This is a genomic window from Marinobacter lipolyticus SM19, from assembly GCF_000397065.2.
GTDB classification, from domain to species: domain Bacteria; phylum Pseudomonadota; class Gammaproteobacteria; order Pseudomonadales; family Oleiphilaceae; genus Marinobacter; species Marinobacter lipolyticus.
On sequence record NZ_KE007326.1, the window covers coordinates 190,591 to 213,199 of the forward strand.

General features: G+C 55.0%; 21 protein-coding genes and 1 pseudogene. 2 read left to right on the plus strand and 20 right to left on the minus strand.

The features are described 5' to 3' along the window. A partial coding sequence (locus tag MARLIPOL_RS12900) for a LysR family transcriptional regulator (protein WP_051123149.1) occupies positions 1-721 on the minus strand: 721 nt, incomplete at its 3' end. Between MARLIPOL_RS12900 and MARLIPOL_RS12905 the strand changes: the two are divergent. Then, positions 678-1,139, plus strand: a pseudogene (locus tag MARLIPOL_RS12905) (FMN-dependent NADH-azoreductase); the annotation flags it as partial. The gene MARLIPOL_RS12900 and the pseudogene MARLIPOL_RS12905 sit on opposite strands and share 44 nt — an antisense overlap. Positions 1,140-1,163: 24 nt before the next feature. Here MARLIPOL_RS12905 and MARLIPOL_RS12910 read toward each other — a convergent pair. Continuing rightward, the gene (locus tag MARLIPOL_RS12910; RefSeq protein ID WP_012138620.1) at positions 1,164-4,301 is read right to left on the minus strand and encodes an efflux RND transporter permease subunit; all 3,138 of its coding nucleotides are present in this window, start codon (positions 4,299-4,301) and stop codon (positions 1,164-1,166) included. After that, positions 4,298-5,491 (minus strand): efflux RND transporter periplasmic adaptor subunit, encoded by a 1,194-nt coding sequence (locus tag MARLIPOL_RS12915; protein WP_012138621.1) that lies wholly within the window; start codon positions 5,489-5,491, stop codon positions 4,298-4,300. Before MARLIPOL_RS12915 ends, MARLIPOL_RS12910 begins: the two co-directional genes overlap by 4 nt. A 200-nt stretch (positions 5,492-5,691) precedes the next feature. Here MARLIPOL_RS12915 and MARLIPOL_RS12920 point away from each other — a divergent pair, with 200 nt between their 5' ends. Further along, positions 5,692-6,195 carry a hypothetical protein gene (locus MARLIPOL_RS12920; protein WP_012138622.1) on the plus strand — a complete coding sequence of 168 codons (504 nt, stop codon included), beginning with the start codon at positions 5,692-5,694 and terminating at the stop codon, positions 6,193-6,195. Positions 6,196-6,244: 49 nt separating this feature from the next. Here MARLIPOL_RS12920 and MARLIPOL_RS12925 read toward each other — a convergent pair whose 3' ends face one another. From MARLIPOL_RS12925 to MARLIPOL_RS13005, 17 genes are all read right to left on the minus strand, one after another. Then, the gene (locus tag MARLIPOL_RS12925; RefSeq protein ID WP_036191652.1) at positions 6,245-7,612 is read right to left on the minus strand and encodes a fibronectin type III domain-containing protein; all 1,368 of its coding nucleotides are present in this window, start codon (positions 7,610-7,612) and stop codon (positions 6,245-6,247) included. A gap of 298 nt (positions 7,613-7,910) precedes the next feature. Further along, positions 7,911-8,885 carry a tetratricopeptide repeat protein gene (locus MARLIPOL_RS12930; RefSeq protein ID WP_012138624.1) on the minus strand — a complete coding sequence of 325 codons (975 nt, stop codon included), beginning with the start codon at positions 8,883-8,885 and terminating at the stop codon, positions 7,911-7,913. 31 nt (positions 8,886-8,916) lie between these two features. Continuing rightward, positions 8,917-9,873 carry a type II secretion system F family protein gene (locus MARLIPOL_RS12935; RefSeq protein WP_012138625.1) on the minus strand — a complete coding sequence of 319 codons (957 nt, stop codon included), beginning with the start codon at positions 9,871-9,873 and terminating at the stop codon, positions 8,917-8,919. An 11-nt stretch (positions 9,874-9,884) separates the two neighbouring features. Further along, positions 9,885-10,868 carry a type II secretion system F family protein gene (locus MARLIPOL_RS12940; protein WP_012138626.1) on the minus strand — a complete coding sequence of 328 codons (984 nt, stop codon included), beginning with the start codon at positions 10,866-10,868 and terminating at the stop codon, positions 9,885-9,887. 3 nt (positions 10,869-10,871) lie between these two features. Continuing rightward, positions 10,872-12,239 carry a CpaF family protein gene (locus MARLIPOL_RS12945; RefSeq protein ID WP_012138627.1) on the minus strand — a complete coding sequence of 456 codons (1,368 nt, stop codon included), beginning with the start codon at positions 12,237-12,239 and terminating at the stop codon, positions 10,872-10,874. A gap of 10 nt (positions 12,240-12,249) precedes the next feature. Continuing rightward, positions 12,250-13,428 carry an AAA family ATPase gene (locus tag MARLIPOL_RS12950; RefSeq protein WP_012138628.1) on the minus strand — a complete coding sequence of 393 codons (1,179 nt, stop codon included), beginning with the start codon at positions 13,426-13,428 and terminating at the stop codon, positions 12,250-12,252. Between the two features lie 21 nt (positions 13,429-13,449). Beyond that, positions 13,450-13,935, minus strand: coding sequence for a TadE/TadG family type IV pilus assembly protein (locus tag MARLIPOL_RS12955; protein ID WP_012138629.1), 486 nt, complete (start codon positions 13,933-13,935; stop codon positions 13,450-13,452). Next, positions 13,932-14,390: a TadE/TadG family type IV pilus assembly protein gene (locus tag MARLIPOL_RS12960; RefSeq protein WP_012138630.1), complete on the minus strand. Its 459-nt coding sequence runs from the start codon at positions 14,388-14,390 to the stop codon at positions 13,932-13,934. Before MARLIPOL_RS12960 ends, MARLIPOL_RS12955 begins: the two co-directional genes overlap by 4 nt. A gap of 29 nt (positions 14,391-14,419) precedes the next feature. Continuing rightward, positions 14,420-15,625: a Tad domain-containing protein gene (locus MARLIPOL_RS12965; RefSeq protein ID WP_012138631.1), complete on the minus strand. Its 1,206-nt coding sequence runs from the start codon at positions 15,623-15,625 to the stop codon at positions 14,420-14,422. Between the two features lie 15 nt (positions 15,626-15,640). Continuing rightward, on the minus strand, positions 15,641-15,928 hold the full coding sequence (locus MARLIPOL_RS12970) for a hypothetical protein (RefSeq protein ID WP_012138632.1): 288 nt from the start codon (positions 15,926-15,928) through the stop codon (positions 15,641-15,643). 10 nt (positions 15,929-15,938) lie between these two features. Then, positions 15,939-17,432 carry a type II and III secretion system protein family protein gene (locus MARLIPOL_RS12975; protein ID WP_012138633.1) on the minus strand — a complete coding sequence of 498 codons (1,494 nt, stop codon included), beginning with the start codon at positions 17,430-17,432 and terminating at the stop codon, positions 15,939-15,941. A gap of 21 nt (positions 17,433-17,453) precedes the next feature. Further along, entirely contained in the window at positions 17,454-18,224 is a 771-nt protein-coding gene (cpaB, locus tag MARLIPOL_RS12980; RefSeq protein WP_012138634.1) for a Flp pilus assembly protein CpaB, read from the minus strand. Between the two features lie 29 nt (positions 18,225-18,253). Then, positions 18,254-19,576: a P-loop NTPase family protein gene (locus MARLIPOL_RS12985; protein ID WP_012138635.1), complete on the minus strand. Its 1,323-nt coding sequence runs from the start codon at positions 19,574-19,576 to the stop codon at positions 18,254-18,256. A 32-nt stretch (positions 19,577-19,608) separates the two neighbouring features. Continuing rightward, entirely contained in the window at positions 19,609-20,121 is a 513-nt protein-coding gene (locus MARLIPOL_RS12990; protein WP_012138636.1) for an A24 family peptidase, read from the minus strand. A gap of 61 nt (positions 20,122-20,182) precedes the next feature. Then, positions 20,183-20,371: a Flp family type IVb pilin gene (locus MARLIPOL_RS12995; protein WP_012138638.1), complete on the minus strand. Its 189-nt coding sequence runs from the start codon at positions 20,369-20,371 to the stop codon at positions 20,183-20,185. 150 nt (positions 20,372-20,521) lie between these two features. Beyond that, on the minus strand, positions 20,522-21,364 hold the full coding sequence (locus tag MARLIPOL_RS13000) for a response regulator transcription factor (protein WP_012138639.1): 843 nt from the start codon (positions 21,362-21,364) through the stop codon (positions 20,522-20,524). 248 nt (positions 21,365-21,612) lie between these two features. Beyond that, the gene (locus MARLIPOL_RS13005) at positions 21,613-22,608 is read right to left on the minus strand and encodes a branched-chain amino acid ABC transporter permease (protein WP_012138640.1); all 996 of its coding nucleotides are present in this window, start codon (positions 22,606-22,608) and stop codon (positions 21,613-21,615) included. Between the last annotated feature and the right edge of the window lies 1 nt (position 22,609).

The following is a 22,609-nucleotide window of genomic DNA, read 5'->3' on the forward strand; positions in this document are numbered from 1 at the left end:
CCTGTCCACCCACCGCAGCGGAGATGGCGTGGGTCTCGTCTGAAAACACCAGTCCGGCACTGACATCCAACTCCGGTATTCCCGCCCGCTTCTGCCAGCCTTCCCAATCCACTGGCGTCACAGCTACCTGCTGGGGACGAAAGTGAATCAGTGGATGGCTCGGCAGATCCTCCACCCTGGTAAGCCCCAAAAGAGGGCTGCAGGCCGGTATGAAGGTGTTATCAAACAGCTTTTCAGCGACCAGGCCCGGCCAATGACCATCTCCGTAGCGGATCGCCAGATCCGCCGTTACTCCGTCTAACGTCACCGCTTCGTGTGAGGCATGAATACGCAGGTCAATGTCCGGATGGGTATCCCGCAACATGCATACCCAGGACAACAGCCAGCGCACAGCTACGGCCGGCGTCGTAGAGAGGGTGATTGCCTGGCGCGTTGGCACTGCTTTTAACCGTTCAACAGTGTTGCTGATGTTGTCGAAGGCTAAACCCAACACCTCCTGCAACTCCCTCCCCTGAGGCGTCAGCACCAGCTGTCGGGGTTTGCGAACGAACAGGGCAACGCCTAACGCTTCTTCAAGCCCGCGCACCTGATGGCTGATGGCCGTTGCGGTCACCGACAGTTCCCGGGCGGCCTGCTTGGCACTCTCGTGGCGAGCCGCAGCCTCGAAGGCTCGCAGGGCAGAAAGTGACCGACTGATCGATGAACTGGTCACAGCGGACATACTGGTGATTGGCGCACCGTTGTATAACTTCGGCATGCCGGCTGCCCTCAAGGCCTGGGTCGACCAGGTGGTTCGCATGGGCCGGACCGTGGACTATGACCCGTCAACTCCCGAAGACCCATTCACACCGCTGCTCGCAGACCGCCCCCGCCACGCGGTTATTCTCTCGTCTCGCGGTGGCGCGGGATTTGAACCGGGCGCCGAACTGGCACATATGAATCACCTTGAGCCCAGCTTGACCACGGTGCTTGAGTTTATCGGCATCACCGATGTGCACTGTATTGCCATCGAGAATCAGGAGGAAGGCGGCGACGCGTTGGCGACTTCCGTTGCTGAAGCGGAACGACGGGTGGATGCGCTGGTGGCGCGGTTACAAGGCATGTTCCAAACGGCTCCGAAACTTGAGCTTGCGTATTGACCTGCAAAGCCTGAAGCCTGTTTTCTATGGAACAATCGAATCCTGGCGCGACTCTGATCCACTAGAATCGCGGACCCTGTCCCGGACTTTCTGGATCCATTGGTAGAAGACCGGCACCAGCAACGTCCCCATAATGGTCGCTGCAACCATGCCGCTCAGCACAGTAATACCCAGGCTGATGCGGCTGGCTGCGCCGGCACCGCTAGCGAACACAAGTGGCAAAACGCCAAGTACAAAGGAAAGCGCTGTCATCAAGACCGCACGAAAACGCAGAACGGCCGCCTTTCTTGCGGCCTCCTCGGTTGAGAGGCCCGATTGCCGAAGCTGCATTGCAAATTCAACAATGAGAATAGCGGTTTTGGTAGAAAGTCCGATCAACAACACCAGGCCCACCTGGGCGTATACGTTGTTGGCCAGGCCCAGCAGCCACAGCCCGCCCATGGCACCGAACATGGCGAGGGGAACCGCGCCAATGACCGCCACAGGAAGACTCCAGCTCTCATACTGGGCGACGAGGAACAGGTAAACAAACACGATAGCCAGCAGGAAAATCACTGTGGCCAGGCTACCCGCCTGTATTTCCTGCAGGCTCTGACCCGCCCAGCTGAACGTATAGCCCTGGGGCAGTTTCTCAGACAGTTTTGCCATGGTCTTGAGCGCATCGCCACTGGCAAACCCAGAGGCGGCCTCACCGGACAGAGTTACGGAACGCTTGAGATTGAAATGTTGAATACTTGAAGGTCCCAGAACCGGTTCCAATGAAGCCAGAGTTGTCAGGGGCACCATGTCGCCTTGCTGATTGCGCACATAGTAAAAGGAAAGATCCTCCGGGGTTTGCCGAAAACTTCCCTCAGCCTGCAACAACACCCGGTAGTTTTTGCCGAAGCGGGTGAAGTCATTGACGTAAAGCGAACCAAGTTGGGTTTGTAGAGTGGAGAATATGTCGGAGAGCTGTATGCCCAACGCCTTGGCCTTATTACGATCCACCTGTAGCAAATACTGAGGAATATTGGCGCGGTAGGTGCTGTAAACCCGGGACAGCGATTCCTGCTGGTTAGCCTCAAAAATCAGGCCGTTCATGACCTGGGAAAGCTCGGACACATCTCGCCCAAGGTTGTCCTGGAGACGGAAGTCGAACCCTGCCGAGGTGCCCAGTCCCGGAATGGGCGGTGGGTTGAACACCATCACCTGAGCCTCGGGAACCGTCCATAGGCGAGAAAACAGCCGCGGAATGACCTGCTGCAGCCCTAAATCATCGCTCTCCCGATTCTCCCAGTCTTTCAACATGACGATCCCCAGGCCGTTATTGGAGTTGGCCCCACCTAAGAGGGAGAACCCGGATACCGTAATAAAATCGGTCACGGCTGGATCTTCCAGCACCATGTCAGTCACTTTTTCCAGCACGGCATCGGTTCGTTCAAGCGACGCAGCATCAGGCAACTGCACATCCACAAACAGGAATCCCTGATCCTCCGGTGGCACAAACGCCGTCGGCACCGCCTTGAACAGGCCGGCGCCAGCGATGAGGATGGCAACCACTCCGACACCCACCAACGCACCCTTGCGGAGCAGGCGCGTCACCAGGCTTTTGTAGCCCTTCGTTCCACTGACAATCAACTGTTCAAATGGGCGCAACCAGCGAATGGACTGATCCCCCCCTCGACCCAGCAGAGAGACACACAGTGCCGGGCTCAGGGTCAAGGCATTAATCGACGAAATGACAACCGCCACCGAAATAGTGACAGAAAACTGCTTGTACAGCTCACCGGTAATGCCCGGCATAAAGCCCACCGGAACAAACACCGCCAGCAGCACCAGGGTGGTGGCGATCACGGGGCCTGTAACCTCCGCCATGGCTTTGGTTACCGCCTGGCGGATGGGCAGTTTTTCTTCCTGCAGGATACGTTCAACGTTTTCGATCACCACAATGGCATCGTCAACCACGATGCCTATAGCAAGCACCAGACCAAACAGGGTGATGGTATTGATGGAGTAACCCAGCACCGCCATGACCGCAAATGTGCCAATCAGTGAGACAGGAATAGCAATACTGGGAATGAGGGTCGCTCGCCAGTTTTGCAGGAACAGGAAGACCACCAGGATGACTAATCCGATAGCCTGGAACAAGGTGACGATCACCTCGTCGATCGAGCGGCTGATAAACTCCGTGGTGTCGTAGAGCACGCTGTAACCGACACCGTCCGGAAACCCCGGTTCGGCATCTGCAACGACCTGTTTCACCCTATCCGCAACCTCAAGCGCATTGGCATCTGGTAACTGATAGATAACCAGGAACGCCGTATCCTGATTGTTGAGTTTGGCGGTGGAGGCATAGGAGCGGGCTCCCAACTCGATCAGTCCAACGTCACGAAGACGTACAAACCCACCGTCAGGCTTCGCACGAAGAATGGTCTGGGCAAATTCGTCAGGATCCGACAGCCGTTCACTGCTCTGTATGCTGTATACAAACTGTTGTCCGGTTGGCACCGGTGGCTGCCCCAGTTTGCCGGCGGCGACAATCTGGTTCTGCTCCCGCAGTGCTGCGGCTACTTCCGCAACGGTGATGTCGAGAGATGACATGCGCTGAGGATCCAGCCAGACTCGCATGCTGTAATCTTTTGCTCCCATCACCTCTGCGGAGCCAACACCTGGAACGCGCCCCAGGGCCTCAACCAGATTATTCGAGGCATAGTTGCTTAGAAAGACGCCGTCCAGATCCGGACGGTCGGACGTCAGGTTGATACCCATCAGCATGTTGCCCGACTGCTTACTGACGATCACGCCCTGCCTTCTGACTTCATCTGGTAAAAATGGCTCGGCCAGCGCAACCCGATTCTGCACATTGACCTGGGCGATATCAGTATCAATGCCACTTTCGAACGTCAGGGTAATTTTCGCCGTACCGTCGCTGGACGCAGTCGATTCAATATAGATCATGCCCTCAACACCATTGAGCTGCTGCTCAATCGGGCGAACAACCGCCTCCTCAACCACCTGGGAGCTGGCACCGGGGAGTGACGCTGATACCTGGATCTGGGGTGGCGCCATATCCGGATACATATTGACCGGTAACCCCCGAAGCGCAAGAAGTCCCGCCAGGGTGATCAGAATGGAAATGACGAATGCAAATTTTGGCCGCTGGATAAAGACGCCGCTGATCATTGGTCGGCCTCACCAGCGTCAACGAGCGCACCGGTATCCGGATCAATCTGTTTGGGTACCGGGTTAACGTTAATTCCGGTACGGACTTTCTGCAGTCCTTCAACAATGACCCTCTCGCCAGCTTTCAGCCCCGATTCTGCCACTACCATCGCGCCCCGGCGCGGCCCGGTTTTGATAAAGCGCTGGATCACTTGCTGCTGGTCATCAACTAACAGCACAAACTGGCCTTCTATCGTCTCCTGTATGGCGACCTGAGGTGCCAGTATCTTCGCCTCGCCGGCCTGCCCTTCCACATTCAGGGTCACATACAATCCCGGCAACAGAACGGCACCTGGGTTAGGGAAGACCGCCCTCATGGCAACGGTCCCCGTGCTGGCGTCCGTACTGACATCAGCAAAATCCAGCACACCTCTCTCGGAGAATCTTTCTCCATCAGGTAACGTCAGATACAGAGACAGATTACTGACCATGGTTTCGGCAGCGTCCCTTCCTGCTCGCCGATAACTCACGTAATCCGCTTCATTCAGCTGGAACTCCACGTATATAGGATCGGTCACCAGGATTTCTGTGATGGCGCCGCTGGCTGGGCTGACAACTGTGCCGACATCGAAGTTCAGTTTTCCTATCCAGCCATCAATGGGGGCTCTTATTTCTGTGTAGCCAAGGTTGTTCGACGCTTTCTGCACGGCGGCTTCCGCCGCCTTGAAACGCCCTTCGGCAGCGCTGAGACGGTCTTTCAGCTTGTCGAGATCAGCCGCAGAGAGGTGGCCTTTGCCCGCAACCTCTTCACCACGTTTGAGATTTTTATCCGCCGATTGTAGCTCAGCCCGGGCAGCAGCCAGTTCAGCCTGTGCCTGGCTAAGGTCGGCCCCGACATTGGTATCTTCCAGACGGATCAACAGTTGTCCCTGCTCGACTCTGGAACCCTCTTTAAACTGGATTTCCCTGATTTCTGCCTCAATTCGCGCAGAGATATCTGCCTTGGCCGAAGCGGCTGTTCTGGCAACAAACTCCCGGGATGGCCGCACTTCCGCTTTTTCCAGCACAACTACCGACACAGAAACCGGCGCCGCCTGGGGAGCTTCGGTCGGCTCGGAGCACCCAACAATCTGGGCAAGGAAGAGAACGCCAACCAGTATGTGGACAGGTGATTTCCCATAGAGCGGATAAAAGGGACAGAATCGAAACATCAATAGTCTTCCTTGATTGGTTTGTCAGGCCGAGGATGCATGCTCAGGATTGAGTTTAAGAGTAGTCAACCTACCGACGCCTGGCCATTTCTTGGTTAATCCACCGGTTTAACCTTTACATCCCTATGGTAATTACGCTACATGACAGGAAGCCGACTTCCGATCATCCACGTTTGATGGGCAAAACGATGAAAACTCGATTGACCGTTCCATTAGCTTTCATGGCATTCTCACTAACCGGCTGCGCCTTTCAGGAAACTCTGAAGAGCGGCACCGAAAATCCGTGTGCCACCCTGAAAAATATCCTGGCGGATTACCCGGCGGAATTCAGTGCCTATCGAAAAGGCGGCACAGACTTCAGCACGGTGACCATTTACCGCGCGAAAGAAGAACTCATTAAAGGGCATTGTGAAATCTGGGCCTGGGGCAACGCAGACTCAGCCTACGTATGCACCGTTGGCGCACCAGACCCGGAGGTTGCAGTCACGCGCTACGATCAGGCGGTGGAACAGGTATCAAGTTGCCTGGGACCAGAATGGGTATTGGAGGAAGGAGCACGGGAGAGAGATGGCGAGGCTGCCGGGGTGGTAACCCGCCTCAGGTCCCAGGACGCCGGGATGCCGGTGGTTTCCGTCCACCATGTCGAGGATCGCTGGCGCAGGTCGGTTTATCTTTACATTGGAAGCCCTGCCCGGGCTTTGTAATCCAGCACACCAACATCGGGCGGCCCTCCCTGGACGCCCGATACCGCTATCAGATCTGCTTGTAAACGACCTCAGACAGCTGACTTCGATTGCCATCGGTATCGAGGGTGCGCATGGCAAAATACCAGGTACCTTCACTCAGCTGATCAACCAACAGTTCGTCAACCGAGGCGTCACCAATAGCCAGAGACTGGTCCATCGCGTCAGCAGAGGTGCCATAGACCACTTCATAACCGGCGATTTCCCCCATGCTGAGGCTGTCACCGTTTTCCCGGGTCAGCGGCGCAGTCCAGCTTAACAGGGCAGCATCTGCGGGGATGGCGGTGCCAGTGCTACCGGAATCTGTCGTGTCACCTGAGGTGTCTGTACCAGAGCCATCGCCACCGTCAATGGCGCCATCAGATCCAGACGTTGTTTCTCCCGAGTCAGCGAGACTGGTATCGGACTCGTCGTAAACACCAGCAATAGTCTTGAATCGCTGCACATTACGATTCTCCACCACTGCAAGTTTCTGGCTGATGATGCTGGAGTCCACCACCAACTGAAGCTCTGATGCCTGCAATGCCGAAGCGGCTACCAGATCTGAAAGGGCCAGGCTTTCACCATCACCGGTGATCTGAATCTGGCCGGTGTCAGCAATCTGGGTCGTCATATCACTCAGAACGTGGGAGATGGTGCTCCACTGGGGATTGTCGTTTACCAGTGCCAGAAAGGCTGCATTGGCAATCGCCACCTGCAGGGCATCGGCGGAGACATCGTTCAATTGATCCAGTTGTGTCAGGTCAGGCGGTGACAAATGGAGAGCACCGGCTGACAGCCCAAACCAGTTTTCAACGGTCGTGTAAGCGCCGGCCAGTGCGTCAGGAGACAACCCCTGCAGGTTTCTCTCCGCGACCGCCACCGCAAGATGGGTCAGTGGTGTCAGATACACTGTTTCGGAAATCAGATCGCCAGCACCACGCAGACTGAACTCACTGTCCAGGCTCAGGGTCTGCCCAAAGACAATCGTGCCTCCGCCTGCCTGATCACAGCCGGGAAGGACGTCGCAGACCATGCGGGTTTGCTGGTCAGTTCTGAGCTCAACCAGTGCCCAGCCGTCGGCCTTGCCCCGCAGCTGCAGCTCGTAACTGCCGTCTTCAGCAGTTCTGACAGTTTTGGCGGCCAACCGATCCAGTGAATAAGTCCCGTCTTTGTCTGCAATCAAACGATTGGCCGTGACCATTCCCTGTTGAATGATACCTTTGACAGCCGCACCCGCAACTTTCACCACGGGTTCACCGGTATTGCCGTTTGCCTGCGACTGTGCGGCTGCTTCACTATCACTACCGGAGCCACCTGAACCGCAACCCGCTAGCAGAACCACCGCAGGAACCAATAGCAGCCCTTGCCTCGATATTTTTTTGCCGCGATATGACATATTTTGCACCAATTTATTGACAATCTGGGCAAATCATATCGTGGGATTTTTCGGTTATTTGCGCTCTGGTTCCCTATTTTTCACGGCCATTTCGTCAAGAAGTTGGCGCTTACACTCACAAACACAATGACATCGACTGTAACCATATGACAGATGGCAGGGTCGCCGCCAAGACTTTGTTTTAAAAAGGTAATCAAGACATTTAGGAGAGAGGTTCCGGAGAGGGACAGGACGGAGAGAACGAATCCCCCCGCCGCCGCATTACAAAATTAAACAGCGAAATTGCACGCCAAACTGATTACTCACGTGCAATCAACCGTCGTACCTGCTCGAGATTCTCGTTGGATGTCACGTGGTAGCTGGGAGACGCCTTGGCGGCTTTCTGGAAGAATGCCTCAGCCTGTCGATAATCCTCTTCAGCCATACGGATGTAGCCCATGGTATTCAACGCGTCAGCTTCGCTCATTACCTTCGCGAACGCATCCAACGCTTCGTCATAGCGCTCCAGCCGGGTATATAACTGGCCAAGATTTCGCCAGGTACGCTCGTGTCCGGGGGCAAGGCCAAGTGCGGTCTGGTACTGCCCTTCTGCCCGATCCCAGTGACCAATAAGATAATAGGAATATCCAAGGTTGTTATGGAGCTTGACGTTGCGGGGAGCCAGTAGGAGCGCCCTGTCGTAATAGCTCCGGGCTTCGGTGAAGTCGCCACGCAAGTCCGCCATGATGCCCAGGGCATTCAATGCCTGCCAGCGGTTACTATCAGCTTCGACCGCCTGTTCCAGCATACTCCGGGCCTGATCGTATTCCCGCTGCTTCATCATCATCAGCCCCAGGCCTTCAAGGGCACCGGGGTGCGTGGCGTCCTGTTCAAGTGCCAGACGAAAGGCAGTGGCAGCCTTGTTATTCGCTTCCTTGTGGAGATTGATAGCGCCGATTTTGTAGAAGGTATCAGCATTATCAGGGTCCAGTTCCAGAGAGCGGATGTACTCGAACACGGCTTCGTCCACCTTGCCGCGCCGGTATGCCGCATCGCCCCTTGCGATCGCTTCCTCTGCCGACTCTACGGGCATCAGAGTGGAAAAGGTCAGCTCTGATGCGCCCTCGTAGAGTTCCGTGTAGCTACTGCCGGATTTAATGGCCGGGTTACCGGCGCAACCGGCTAGGAATAGTGCCGTGAGAATGACCCCCACTCCCGCCTGTTTTTTCAAGCAATGCCAGCCGGCAACTCGACTACTCCGATACTCTTCCTTTGTATGCTGATATGCCGTCATGGTAAATCCTCGGTTATTGTTGTGGATGTGACTACCCTTTGAAATGGTCCAAAAGCCCGACAATGGCCGGGCCTATGGCCACAACAAAGAAAGCGGGAAACATACACATCACCAACGGGAACACCATCTTCGTGGAGATAGTAGCGGCTGCTTCTTCCGCCCGTTGCATGCGCTTGTCGCGAAACTCCTCGGAATATATGCGCAGTGATTCGGCAGTACTGGTGCCAAACCTCAGACTCTGGCTGAGCAAAGCCACCAGGCCACCAATTTCTTCAAGGCCAGTACGGTCGGCGAGATTTTTAAGGGCATCGACCCGATCCACACCAGCCCGCATCTCGCTATTTACCAGAGCGAGCTCTTCGGCCAATTCCGGGTGACCAACCCCTATTTCATCGGACACTCGCTGTATCGCGGGTTTCAGGCCATATCCCGCTTCAGTACATACAACCAAAAGGTCGAGGGCATCCGGGAAGCCGTTGTACAGTTTGCGTTTGCGCCGTTCAATCAATTTATTCAGCACATAGTTGGGACCCAGTGCTCCTAAAAGTATAGCGACAGCTACCGCTTGCACGACCTCAACGTTGGTCAGGCCAGGCAGCCATCTGAGGCCAAAAAACACCGCCAACGGCAGGCCAACGATCAACAGGGTTTTTATGGCGTAGAAATTGGACAGAGCATTGTCGTTGCGGAAACCGGCATGGATCAGTCTCTGACCGGTTCGATTACGCTCCTTTTCTTTCTTGGGCAACACATAGGGAGCAATAGACTTGAGCAATGGTGCCAACGGACTATACCTGGGCGCTTCACCAACCTCCGGAGCCACCACATTATGCAGGCGGCTACGCACCGGATGAAACAGGGTGGACATCAGGAACATCCCCGCCAGAGCGAGGCAAAAAACAGCGACTGCCATCAGCGCCACAAAAACCATTTGCGCCAACTGCCGATCTTTAAGGATGCTATCGAGCATTCCGATCAGATAGTCCATGGCTCTTCTCCCTATACCTTGAGGTTAAGAATTTTCTTGATCCAGAAAACCCCGATGACAATCAGCACCAAAGCAATAAGAATAATGTCCCCTCCTCGGGTGCTTTCCGTCAGCATTGGCATGTAATCCGGGTTCACCAGAGATATCAGAACAAACAGGACAAACGGGGTCATCGTGAGAACCCAGGCAGAAATCCGACCCTCGGCTGACAGGGTCCGGACACGCCTCTGGAAGCGGAAACGACCACGGATGACGGAAGCAATTTTCTCCAGGACCTCCGCAAGGTTACCGCCGGACTCCCGTTGGACCAGCACCGCGGTGATCAATGCCATGATCAGGACACTGGGTACTCGCTGCAGCAATCCGAACAATGCAGAACGGACGTCTCCACCATAGTTAATTTCGTTAAAAGTCGTCTGAAACTCTTCCTTTACCGGGCTCGGCATTTCCGTAGATACCAGACGAATGGCTTCAATAAACGGGTGGCCTGCCCGCAAAGCCCGGATGATCACATCAACAACATCCGGAAGTTGCTCTTCAATCTTCGCAATTCGTTCACTTCGTTTTTTGCGCAGGTACATGAACGGAATAAGCGCACCAAGGGGCGCAACGACCAAGGGCGCCCACCATGCACCGCTTACGGAGTAGCCTGCATACCCACACACCACCGCCAACAACATTGCCAATAGCAGGACCCGGTAGGCTCTGGTTCTATATCCACTCTGGGCAACCAGCGCTACCAGGGGCTGCAACAGGGAAAGGGTTTCCAGTTGTTTCTCAAGGGGCGACAAGTCCTTCAGGTATTGCTCCCGCATGAGGGAAAGCCGCTCCTCCGAGCCATCCTTCATAGTCAGGTTTTTCATCCGCTGGCTCATCCGTTTTCGTGCACCGCGACTCTCGCCAAATACCGGAATAACCATCCCCTGGGACAACAGGAACACCGCCACAAAGACAAGTGCGAGAAAAATCCACAGTTTATCGCCTAATACGTCCATGGCTCAGCCCTCGAAGTCCGGATCATAGAGTGACAGCGGTAACGCAATGCCCCGCTGCTGAAGGTGTTCCTGGAACCGGGGAACAATGCCGGTTGCCCGATAACTACCCATTACCCGACCTTGCTCATCCCGCCCAAGACGGCGGAAAGTAAAGATCTCGGACATGGTGATCACATCGCCTTCCATGCCGTTGATTTCCTGCACGCTAACAAGCCGTCGGGTTCCATCCTCCTGACGCTCGACCTGCAGCACAACCTCAATGGCGGAGGCGATCTGGGAACGAACGGCCTTGGTAGGCATGGTGGTTCCCGTCATCGATACCATGTTCTCGATCCGGGTCAGAGCATCCCGTGGAGCGTTGGCGTGTAAGGTTGTCATCGAGCCGTCGTGGCCGGTATTCATCGCCTGCAACATATCCAGTGCCTCCGTGCCCCGCACCTCACCGACAATAATGCGATCGGGGCGCATCCGCAGGCTGTTGCGCACCAGGTCCCTCTGGGTGACTTCGCCTTTGTTCTCAATGTTCGGTGGGCGGGTTTCCAATCGCGCCACGTGGGGCTGCTGAAGCTGCAGTTCCGCAGAGTCTTCAATGGTGACAATCCGCTCGTTGTGGGGTACAAAACCGGACAATACGTTCAGTAACGTGGTCTTACCGGAACCGGTGCCTCCAGAGATCAGGACGTTAAGTCGGCCACGGACGATGCCTTCCAACAGGTTGGCGATCGGCGATGTCAGAGTTCCCCTCTCTATCAGGGATTCCATCGATAGCCGGCCGATTGAGAAGCGACGAATAGACAACAAGGGGCCATCGACAGCTAACGGCGGGATAATCGCGTTCACCCGTGAACCATCCTTGAGTCGGGCGTCCACCATCGGTGAAGACTCGTCAATCCGACGTCCCACACTGGATACAATGCGATCAATGGTATTCAACAAATGCGTGTCACTGAGGAAGGTGACATTCTCCCTCTCCAGTTTGCCGTTGCGCTCCACATAGATGCAGTTATATCCGTTAACCAGGATGTCCGAGATGGACTTGTCTGCCAGCAGCGGTTCGAGAGGACCAAAGCCCAGAATGTCGTCCTGAATCTGTCGGAGAATACGTTGACGAGCTGTCAGCGATAGCGGTATCGATTCCTCCGACATCAACCTTTGGCCGATGTCCTGAAGCTGGCGCTCGGCTTCTTCACGCCCCAAGGTTCCCAACAGGGACAAATCCAGCACCTTCATTAATTTCTGGTGGATCTTCTGTTTCCAGACCCGTTCCTGTTCTTCTTCGGATCGGCGGGCCGAATCCACTCCGTTCGCTGAAGTCACCAGAGGCGGCTCGAGTTCACTTTTTCCTACGTTATTCAGTTTGCTGAGTTCCATAACACCCTCCTCAGGCGCCTGCCAGTTTCCGCCAGACCCGACCAAGACCGGACTGTGGTACCACTTTCTTGCCACTCAGGGATTCCGCCATCTGCACCACACTGCGGCTCACCATTGAGGTTGGCGCGGCTTCCAGTAATGGCACCCCCAGATTCGCGCTTTCTGCGACCTTGGCGTAGTCATTGGGGATACAGGTGAGGTTTCCGATTCCCAACGCCTTTTCAATATCTGCGGTGGTCAGGGTAAGGCGCTTGTTCCAACGGTTAACAACCACCCCGATTCGATCCGTGGGTATTCCCATATAGCGGGTGAGGTAGTGGAGCAGTCGGCGGGCATCCTGAATGTGGGCTATGGTCTGCTGCATCACCACCAGCACCCTGTCAGCGGATTCCAATACTCCGCCTGTCACACCATCAATCTGCCGCGGCAGGTCGACCACGGTATGGTCATAACCGGAACGCAGGAGTAACAGTAGCTTTTGCAGCTGACTCTCATCGATATCACCCGGCACTACCAACTGATCGGTGCCGTTACCCAGCAGGTGCAACCCGCTTTTGTGCTTTACCATGTGCCCCTCGAGCGCTAACAGGTCCATGTTGTCGGCACGCAGAATGGCATCGATCAGGCCCCCGCTCTCTTTCAGATCGAAAGTCGACGCCAGGTGACCAAACTGCAGATCCATGTCCAGCAGGGCTACCCGATCCTCAATTCGTTCAACCAGACTGTGCGCCAATACGCCCGCGATGGTGCTGGCGCCGGACCCACCCTTGGCGTTGATCACCGCAAACAGGTCACCTTCCTGCTTACCGGATGGCTGAAGTTCCCGCTCAATGCGCCAAAGGGCTTCCAGCAGTTCCTGTTTTTGAACCGGGAAAATGAAGTAATCCCTGGCTCCCACCTGCATGGCGGTACGCATGACTGTGGTATTTTCCGGGCCTGTTACCAGGGTCGGTACACGGCCGGAAGCAGGACGTTCATCAAGCGATTTCAGCTCATCTTCCCAGGCAACAGTGGTGCAGAACACCAGCGCGTCGGGCAGATCCGTTATATTGTGAAGCGGATCAGAATGTCCGTTCGTGATCAGACGCTTAGTGACAGATAGACCTGATTCGTTGGCAAGCATCTGTACAAGCTCATCCAGTTCCTGGGCGTTACGCCCTGCAATCAAAACCGTCATCTTTGCTTTCATGGCTTTTCCTTCCCTGCTCGCTCAACTCACTGTTCCGAAACAGCCGGTGCCTTCCGGCGACACACCCAGGCTCTCCCGGGGCAGTACGGTAATAAATGGCGGCAACTCAAATTCCTGAAAAAAGAAGGGAATGATCAACTGGTGCCGAAAACCGCTGACTTCACTCCGCACAAAGGCAATATCCAGGTAGTTTGTGGCCGGATCAGCCACCTCACCACCAGTCTCGTTCAGATAGTCGAGATCAATCAGACCTTCGTGCAAATCTCTCAATATTGGGCTGTTCCCCGAGGATGTCGGTTCGTCAAACATGGCCACCCGTCGAATGGCGCTGTGCTCAACGGGACAAACTACGGCGACCCGGGCAGCTCGCCGACTGGTTTCATCCAACGTGTTCCAGACAAACAACAGGCGACCAAACTCAATGGCCGCAAACAACAGGATGAAAAACATCGCCCCGACCAGGGCGAATTCCACCGTATGCAAACCGGACTGGGATCTGATGTTCATAGCGCCCTCATCTGCACAGTGCCGTTCATTTCAAAGGCCATATCGATGGGATCCCCGCCGTAAAATGCAGGGATGCGGCCCACAATTGGCACATAGTTGTATATGGCTCTGACCTCAACGTGACTGGCGTCCGGACTGGATACACTGACATCACCGGCAGACCAGCCAGGCAGAAGGGGCTCACCTGTACCAACGGTGTTGCCGTACACCACCAGATTGCTGACTTCCTGTACTAAGGCGCTGTCCAGAACAACAAGACCCGCACCATTCGTTGCACGGGAGGCTACGTGTCTTGCCCCATCCTGGGTTGCCCGAGTCATAGTGTGATATTGATGAAATGCCCAGCCCAGTTCGCTGACCGCAAACACTACCAACACCAGCAACGGTGCTGTCAGCATGAACTCCAGTACGGCAATGCCCTGCTGCTTTCTCCTCGTCCTGGGGTATGCATTCATGACTTCTCTCCATGTTTCGCCAATACCACTCAGCTATCAAAGCTATCCGGATCCTTGTATAGCTGGATAATGTGGGGGCCTGGTCCGACGCCAGGATTCGGCCCAGGGGTTCCGCTGCCGCCACAATCTTCCTTGAATTGACCATAGAAAACGGCTTGCCCTGCCTGTTTCATCTCATCCACCATGTAGAAGCAGGCAAATCCAAGCAGCTCTACGCTATCCTGACCACTAGCCAGTCCATCACAGTTGCCAACAGGCATGGTCAGGATACGTCGACCGGGTGCTCCGGCCGGTGGTTGGTCAGGGCTGACGGTCTGGTATTGCGACTCGTACCAGTCCAGATCGTAGGCTGGCATCTCCTGATTGAGGTAATCTTCTTCTGTATAGGTTTCATGGTTGGTGAACCAGTCCGGGGGATAATTGGTTGAGTTGACTGGTCCGTGGTAGATTCCCAGTCGGGTATTGATCCCCTGGGCGAATGGACCAACGGTATTACCGGGCTCAGTCTCGATATCACCGTCACCACCAGTGGTCAGGCATGCATCAAACTTTCCGGCCGCCGCTTCCCGTATATCAGCGCCACCCTGACTGTCATCGAGCCGGATCAGATAGAAGTTACCGTTACCCACCTCGGAACTGGTGCCCGAGCCGATTTTCAGTTGCTCCACCTCTCCTCTTGAATAACCGTAAGTCGTGCCAGGAGGACTTTCTTCCTGCGGGATTCCGCAAGCCATCATCGGAACAATGTCACAGGCTTTCTTAATCGTCGTGCTTGGACCCGCGACCGCTGTGCCCGCTACGGTGAGATCATCGAATCCGAGCACCGGAGTAAACCATTCAGCAACGTCGTAACTGGCTACGCTCGCCCTCACATATTGAGCAGGCGTGGTACCTGCTACAAAAGGATTGAGCGTGGCTGAGTATTCGATGCCAAGAGTCAGACTACCGTCGCTGGCAGCCGCTCCGAGACCGGCGTTACCCGGTGCTGCCAGGTTAGCCGCAAAGGTCGTATGGCCGGCGCTGTCGGCCAGAGCGGTGTTACCAGTCTGGTCGAGCACCTTGGCGGCACTGAGCGCGGCAGCATCCAGGGCGTTCTGAAGCCGGGTTTTCTCCAGATGTGCGTTGCTCATATCCAGCGCAAGGGCTGCCATACCCAGAATGGCTATCAGGGAAATAGCGACCATTGGCAGAATGGCGCCCCGCTGAAAATCCTGTGCCCCGTTGACTGAATTCATGACAAACTCTCCTTGTTAGCGCGAAAGCCCAAGTCCGGCATTGCCACTCATGTCCGGAGTCATTCGCGCGGGATTGCCAGTATCCTTGCGATAGCTGTTGTATCCGGCTTCCGCTTTGCGACCGTCGAGTACCGGAAGCTCGCGCGCCTCCTGATCCGGAGAGACATACTTCTGAGCAGCTATCATCTGGCGCACCGAGTTACCGAACTGATCCTCGGAACTGGGTGACGCGCATCCGGCGACCAGAAAGCCAACGGCCAATCCGACCACCACTGTCTTGAAACTGTGTTTGTATGCGTCCATGTCGTTCACCTTAGAGTTCATGTCCGAATTGTCCCTTTACACTGCCCTGCTGAACCGATTTGGTACCGGTACCAGGCTCACGCCTGCCTTCCGTGTATCCCAGCAGGTAAAACTCAAGATCAGACGGCTCCACAAAGTAATCCGTCGGTAAGGTAAATTGATTCCGGTCTACTGGCCGGGCAAAGTGTGGCGTTACCAGAATCACCAGTTCGGTTTTACCCTTGATGAATTCCTGGCTGCGGAACAGATTGCCCAGTATTGGCAGGTCACCAAGCCCCGGGAACTTGTCCACCCGCTCCCTCAAGGTTTCGTTAATCAACCCGGCCACCCCGATGGTCTGACCGTTGGCCAGCTCCACGGTGGATGAGGCACTGCGGCTGGTCAGGGCGTTAATGAAGAAAGTGGCGGTCGTATCGGGCACTTCCAGGGCAATGGAGTTCTGGTTGCTCAGCTCACTCACCTTGATGTTGAGCTTGAGGCTGATCATGTTGGAGTCCAGTACCGTGGGCAGGAACCCGAGACTGACCCCAAATTCCTTGAACTCGATTTTGATGCCGTTATCCTGACCGCTGCCAACAGGTATCGGAAACTCTCCACCCGCATGGAATGTCGCTTCCTGCCCTGTGAGGGTTGTCAGTGTGGGTTCCGCCAGGACTTTGGCGAGGTTGTTTTCCTGGGCGGCATCGATCACCAGATCAAACAGAGTGTCACCGTCCAGGAAGCTGGCAAAAAGGCCGGTTGTCTCGAACGTCATGGGTGCCCGCAAGATCTGGGTAGCAGGTAAACCGCCCGTTATGGTGTCGAATCCGCCTCCCGGGACAAACGCACCAGAGGGTGCCAATGCCGTCCCGTTATTACCGGCACCAATGGTCAGGAGTGAATTCGCATTAACCGCCTCGAATTTGGCACCAATGCGCTTGAGGAAATCCCTGGAGACTTCGGCCACCTGAACCTCCAGCATGACCTGCTGAGCCCCCCCGACCTGCATCATGTTGAGAACCTTGCCGTCCTCACCGCCCTGATAACTGCGCGCCAGATCCAGGGCCGACATCATGCGCGCGGTACTGCTCACCTCGCCACTCAGGATAATGGCATCCTGCGAGGAACGGACCTCAATTTCCTCTTTTGGCAACACCTGATGAAGCTTGGATTTAAGGCTTTCCAGATCATGAGTGACCTCGATACCAACCGCACTGACTACCTGATTGTCGTTGTCCCACAAGGTGACGTTGGTCGTCCCCAGTTGCTTGCCAACCACATAGAGTTGCCGCGAACGAAGGATCAGGATATCGGCAATATCCGGATTACCGACGGAAATTTTCGCGACAGGCTGTTCCAGATAGAGCGTCTGGGACTGGTTGAGTGCCACTTCTACAACCTGCTTGTCCATTCCATCCGCGAGCATGATTTGCGCCTGTGTACCGCCCGGGAATATCAGCACACACATCATTGCCAGGCCAACCAAACAGCCCCCAAGTGATAGATTCCGTATCTTCATGATCATGGTCACTCTCCCTTGCTTTACTTACATGGATACCTTCGAGGTACTGACTTCCGTGCCACGAATAACAGTGACCCTGGATGAAGTGGCGACCACCCCGCGCGGTTTGGGCTTGGGCGCCGGCTGAGCTGCAGCCACTTCTTCCTTGACCGGTTCCGGACGCATGCTGTCATCCAGCGGATTCCGCAACGCCAGCTGGACTACACCTTCCTGGGTCGCTTTTATCAGCTCTTCCGCTTCATCCGAGGTCAGCTCCAATGTGACCGCACGGACTATGACCGGCTTGTCTTTTTCCGGGGAGGCTGTTTGATCCACGGCCAGAACCTTGACGTTTTCCAGCAGGGTTCGGGATTCATAACGGCGATTGCCCATGGGGATTGCGGAAACAACGTCCACGCGGTTACCTGGCATCAGGAAACCCGCCACGCCAATAACATCGTTTACGCGAACGGTGACAGCCCGTTTATTGGAGGAAATGACGGCAGACAGAGCACTACCACCGCTAAACGCAGCCACCTTATCCCGAAGAATGACTTCGCCTGGGTATATTGTCGTCATCGCAACGAATTCTTCGATCTCACCTACCTCTTCATAGGCTCCGGAAGGCACCATGGATTTAGGCATGGTGGCCACCTTCAGATCGCTGATTTCCACCTTTTTCCCGAAGGGAATCTGCACTGACGCCACCACCACGGGGACACCATTATCTGTCGTCGGTGAGGCAAAGCGGTCCACCGCCCAGCCTCGTGCCAGGTAAGCAGCGCCAAGCCCCATCAGCAGCGCAAAAGTAAGCATGAGAACTGTTCTTGACTTGAACATAGCGGTCACCCCACGTTATCCATGTGTACGAAGTAGTTTTTCCAGGCCCAGCGGATGGATTCCTCGCTGAGTCTGGGTGGTACCCCACGATACCTGCAGTAATCTCTGACCAGTCCGAGCAGGTCACGGGGATGACAGGGCAACAGATTGTTGTCCTGGCTCGGGTAGAGCTCGGCCATCATGAATCGGGTGACCTCGGGATTGTCCTCAATCTCCATTTCCTGGCAGGTCTGTTGCCAGAGCCGCAGGTACGGCTCTGGCTCGAGAGTCTTAAAACCGATCTTGTGCCCGATCCGGCGCAGGAAGGCTTCGTCTGCCAGATCAAGGGGATTCAGGTTGGTGGAAAAGATCAGTAGCATGTCGAACGGAACAGCAAAGTGCTGCCCCGCTCTCAGGTTCAGAAAATCACGCTTCTCTTCCATGGGGACGATCCAGCGGTTCAACAAATCCACATGAGATACCCGCTGTCTGCCCAGATCATCAATCAGTAACATGCCATTGCTGGCCTTGAGCTGAATGGGAGCCTGGTATTGTTTGCGCAGCTCATCGAACTTGAGGTCCAGCATATCCAGAGTCAGTTCACCGCCTGTCATTACCTCAGGGCGGTGACATAAAACGTATCGGGGGTCGTGCCCGTTGGTAAGGTGCACTGGATCTTGTTCCTCACCATGAACTGGATGGTGGAATTCTGGATCAAACAGGCTGATGACCGTATCACCAACCAGAATCGAATAGGGAATGTACACTGGCCCCGCAAGTAACCTGACCAATTGACGGGATATGTAGCTTTTGCCACTACCTGCCGGACCGTAAATAAACATAGCTCTACCGGAATGGACTGCTGGACCCAGTTGCGCCAACAGGCTTTCCTCTACCACGGTATGACGGAACAACCGGTGAATATCCTCTTCAGTAACCACACACTTTGACACCGACTGGCGCCGGACCAGTGCTTCGTAGTCCACAAGAGGAACCGGAGCGGGACCGCAGTAGCCATCCCGGGACAATGCATCTAATGCAGAGGCACGACCACGGTCCGTCAGTGCATAGCGAAGACCGCTGCCTGACAGGTCCGCCCCGCGACTCTCCACCTTGGCCTCCTGCCTCAACAGGTTTATGAGTGGCTCTAATACGGCTCCCGGTAACTGCAAATGACGGGATAGCTGCTGCAATGTCTGATTACTGACCAGGTTAAGATGCTTGAGTAGCAAATCCGCTACAAAAAAATGATCGAGGCCAGTGTCCTCCAGAGTGTGCGGTCTGGAAATCACCTCAGCTGCAGCGGGAGAGGCCTCCCTGTTTTCTGTAATTAAGAGTTCGGCTTCCATTGCGTACTCCTTGAATTCTGGGAGTTCGGTTTCTAGATAATCGCTAACAAGGTTCCGCAAGCGATTGCCAAGGCATAAGGAAAACGCAGGCCAGCAGCTTCATCGGGTGCCGGAGGGATGTATTCCGGCTGTCGCGCCAGCAGCAGCCAGAACATGGAGACATAACGCTTTAACATGGCTGGCAGGCCTCCTCTGACAGTGATGTACGCGAGGGCAATGACACCTCCGACCATGACAGTCATGAGCGCAGCTATGAAAACCACCTTAGCCCCCACAATGGCACCAACGGCTGACAGCAGTTTCACATCTCCTGCGCCCAAAGCAGCGAAAACATAAAGCGGCAGGAAACAGATCAATCCGATCAGCAGTCCAGCCAGCGAAAACAGCAGCCCCTCCCACTGCCCGAACCAGGTGTGAAGGAAAAGAGCGGTGATCACCATAGTAAAAGTGACTGCATTGGGTATCCGGCGCACGGCGAGATCACTTAAAACTGCGATCACCAAACCCGCAACCAGAGTTGTTAATGCCCATCCGTTCAAATCCATAAAAACTCCATTGCATTCCGGTGATGCGATCAGGGGGGGCAGTGCCCCCCCTCAGAGGAGGCTATGCTGCCACCTCACCTCGAACAGCAGCGGAGATACTGTCAATGGCAGTTGTAATATCACCGCCCAGCGCTTGAAATGCCGCGACCGTGCCCAGAACAATCAAAGACCCGGCCACCGCATATTCAGACAGCTCCAGACCTTCCTCATCACGAATAAACTGAACTACTTTTTCCTTGAAGTTTTTCATTTCGTCACTCCTGCAGTCGTTAGACGAGCTTCCATGGTTTTACAGCGACAGTTCCGTGCGCTGTATTAACGAGGATAGGAGGAGGGGAAATTAACCGTTAGGAGAATTCTTGCGAAAAACTAGGAGGATTTTGCAAGCGGCGGTCAGACGTCAGATTCTGACCGGGCCGCTGGCAGAAAGCTGAAATGGAATGGTGACTTCGCTGCGGGCGGTTAGCCATTTACTGCGGTACTGGGAAGGTGTCATGCCGGTATGGCGCTGGAACATCTTGGTGAAGTGAGAGGCGTCGTGGAAACCGACCGCCCAGCACACATCGATGACAGACGCGCTGTTGTTATGTAGCAGCGCGATCGCTTTTTCGATACGACGCCGGACAATGTACTCCTGGAAGGTAATGCCATACACCCGTTTGAAGGCACGGCTCAACTGGTAACTGTTCGTTCCACAAAGATCGGCAATGTCTGCCTGCATCAGTTTGTCAGCAAGGTGGTGATCAATATAGGACGCAGCAGTCTCGACAACCCTGTCCTCACCCCGGTGTTTTTGAAATCTGGCATCGTCAGGGAGGGGTTGTTTCTGGTGAATGGTTGTACGGCGATCGCGATTTGAAGACTCCGTCAGCAGCCGGTTCAATCGATTGAGAGACTCAACGACCGTCTCCTCAATGACCGGTTTCACAAAATAGTCCCAAACCCGGGTGCGCAAAGCCCAGACAGCCAACGCTTCGGAATGCTGCTCAGTAAACATCAGCATCGGTACCGAAGTGAACTCCCGCTTGGCCTCACTAAGCATAGAAAGGCTGCCAATATCCGGAAAATCAAACTCGAAACAGGTAATCACGCGATTTCCGGGCTCCTGAGCCTCGTACACCGCACCAAGATCGTCCTGTTTTGTCACAACCACAAGCGGGAAACGCCGCTCAATAACCCTGACAACCGCTGGATCTGCCCCATACTGCGTGGCATCTACCAGCACAACGGTAGATTTTTCCATCCTACAACCCCTTCATCCTGCTTGTATTGGGTTGCCTTCCCTGTTGAATCACCAGTTCATTCGGATCTTGGGAGGAACAACATGTACGTTTGTTAATATTTCTTGTGACGCACCTCACATAGATAGGTAACACACCCAGTCATGTCAAGAACATAGACACAACATTTAACAATGTTTGAAATTTGAACGCAGAAGGGCCGCTCTCAATAGCGGCCCTTCTGCGTTCTGCCGATCACTTATTACCTTCTCTATCCCATGTTCTTCCGTACAAATTTCTGTATCTCGCCAACAATGCCGGAACGGAAAGCGATCACTGTGAGCACGAAGATCGCTCCAAGAATCGGGTCGACCCAATCACCCAAGGGCCCCTGGGACAGCTGATACTCTAAATTCACAACAAAGGTGGCACCAACCACTGGCCCCAGAAGCGTGCCTGTCCCCCCCAGCAGTGTCATCAGAATCACCTCACCGGACATGTGCCAATGGGCATCGTTCAGTGACGCCAGCTGGAACACCACGGTTTTTACCGACCCTGCCAGTCCGGCCAGCCCGGCAGACATCACGAAAGCCAGCACCTTGTACTGGTTTACGTTATAACCCAGGGAGACCGCCCGCGGCTCGTTCTGCTTGATGGCTTTCAGGACCTGACCAAAGGGCGACCCCACCACTCGCTGAACCAGTAGATAGCCTCCCAGAAACACGGCCAGCACGAAGTAATACATCGCCAGATTGTTCTCCAGATCAATGAATCCGAAGAGATGCCCACGTGGCACACCGTGCATACCATCTTCACCGCCGGTGAATGGCGCCTGCACAAACATGAAGTACACCAACTGCGCCAGTGCCAGGGTAATCATTGCAAAGTAAATACCCTGGCGCCTGATGGCCACCAGCGCAAAAAGCACACCCAGTACCGTGGCAGCGGCAGTGCCCACAATGATGCCCATTTCCGTGGTCAGGCCGGAATAATTGGACAACAGGTACCCGGTGGTATAACTCCCGGTCGCCAGAAACGCAGCGTGTCCGAAGGACAGCAAACCGGTGAAGCCCAGCAGCAGGTTGAATGCGACGGCAAACAGGGCAAAACACAGAATCTTCATAAGGAAGACCGGATAGATCACCGCCGGCGCAATCAGCAACAGCGCCAGCAACACCAGGTTCAGTATGTGTTTCCGGCGTTGATCCGACTTTTGCTGATCCAGCATGGCCTGCTGGATATCCGTTTGGTTTACGGGGTGGTCCATG

What these genes read in the sequence shown, in the direction of transcription:
- MARLIPOL_RS13005 (WP_012138640.1), bottom strand. Translation starts at nt 22,608, where the DNA reads ATGGACCACCCCGTAAACCAAACGGATATCCAGCAGGCCATGCTGGAT.
- MARLIPOL_RS12925 (WP_036191652.1), bottom strand. Translation starts at nt 7,612, where the DNA reads ATGTCATATCGCGGCAAAAAAATATCGAGGCAAGGGCTGCTATTGGTT.
- MARLIPOL_RS12915 (WP_012138621.1), bottom strand. Translation starts at nt 5,491, where the DNA reads ATGTTTCGATTCTGTCCCTTTTATCCGCTCTATGGGAAATCACCTGTC.
- MARLIPOL_RS12930 (WP_012138624.1), bottom strand. Translation starts at nt 8,885, where the DNA reads ATGACGGCATATCAGCATACAAAGGAAGAGTATCGGAGTAGTCGAGTT.
- MARLIPOL_RS12940 (WP_012138626.1), bottom strand. Translation starts at nt 10,868, where the DNA reads ATGGACGTATTAGGCGATAAACTGTGGATTTTTCTCGCACTTGTCTTT.
- MARLIPOL_RS12975 (WP_012138633.1), bottom strand. Translation starts at nt 17,432, where the DNA reads ATGATCATGAAGATACGGAATCTATCACTTGGGGGCTGTTTGGTTGGC.
- MARLIPOL_RS12955 (WP_012138629.1), bottom strand. Translation starts at nt 13,935, where the DNA reads ATGAACATCAGATCCCAGTCCGGTTTGCATACGGTGGAATTCGCCCTG.
- MARLIPOL_RS12945 (WP_012138627.1), bottom strand. Translation starts at nt 12,239, where the DNA reads ATGGAACTCAGCAAACTGAATAACGTAGGAAAAAGTGAACTCGAGCCG.
- MARLIPOL_RS12995 (WP_012138638.1), bottom strand. Translation starts at nt 20,371, where the DNA reads ATGAAAAACTTCAAGGAAAAAGTAGTTCAGTTTATTCGTGATGAGGAA.
- MARLIPOL_RS12950 (WP_012138628.1), bottom strand. Translation starts at nt 13,428, where the DNA reads ATGAAAGCAAAGATGACGGTTTTGATTGCAGGGCGTAACGCCCAGGAA.
- MARLIPOL_RS12910 (WP_012138620.1), bottom strand. Translation starts at nt 4,301, where the DNA reads ATGATCAGCGGCGTCTTTATCCAGCGGCCAAAATTTGCATTCGTCATT.
- MARLIPOL_RS12935 (WP_012138625.1), bottom strand. Translation starts at nt 9,873, where the DNA reads ATGGACTATCTGATCGGAATGCTCGATAGCATCCTTAAAGATCGGCAG.
- cpaB (WP_012138634.1), bottom strand. Translation starts at nt 18,224, where the DNA reads ATGCTTACTTTTGCGCTGCTGATGGGGCTTGGCGCTGCTTACCTGGCA.
- MARLIPOL_RS13000 (WP_012138639.1), bottom strand. Translation starts at nt 21,364, where the DNA reads ATGGAAAAATCTACCGTTGTGCTGGTAGATGCCACGCAGTATGGGGCA.
- MARLIPOL_RS12965 (WP_012138631.1), bottom strand. Translation starts at nt 15,625, where the DNA reads ATGAATTCAGTCAACGGGGCACAGGATTTTCAGCGGGGCGCCATTCTG.
- MARLIPOL_RS12970 (WP_012138632.1), bottom strand. Translation starts at nt 15,928, where the DNA reads ATGGACGCATACAAACACAGTTTCAAGACAGTGGTGGTCGGATTGGCC.
- MARLIPOL_RS12960 (WP_012138630.1), bottom strand. Translation starts at nt 14,390, where the DNA reads ATGAATGCATACCCCAGGACGAGGAGAAAGCAGCAGGGCATTGCCGTA.
- MARLIPOL_RS12990 (WP_012138636.1), bottom strand. Translation starts at nt 20,121, where the DNA reads ATGGATTTGAACGGATGGGCATTAACAACTCTGGTTGCGGGTTTGGTG.
- MARLIPOL_RS12985 (WP_012138635.1), bottom strand. Translation starts at nt 19,576, where the DNA reads ATGGAAGCCGAACTCTTAATTACAGAAAACAGGGAGGCCTCTCCCGCT.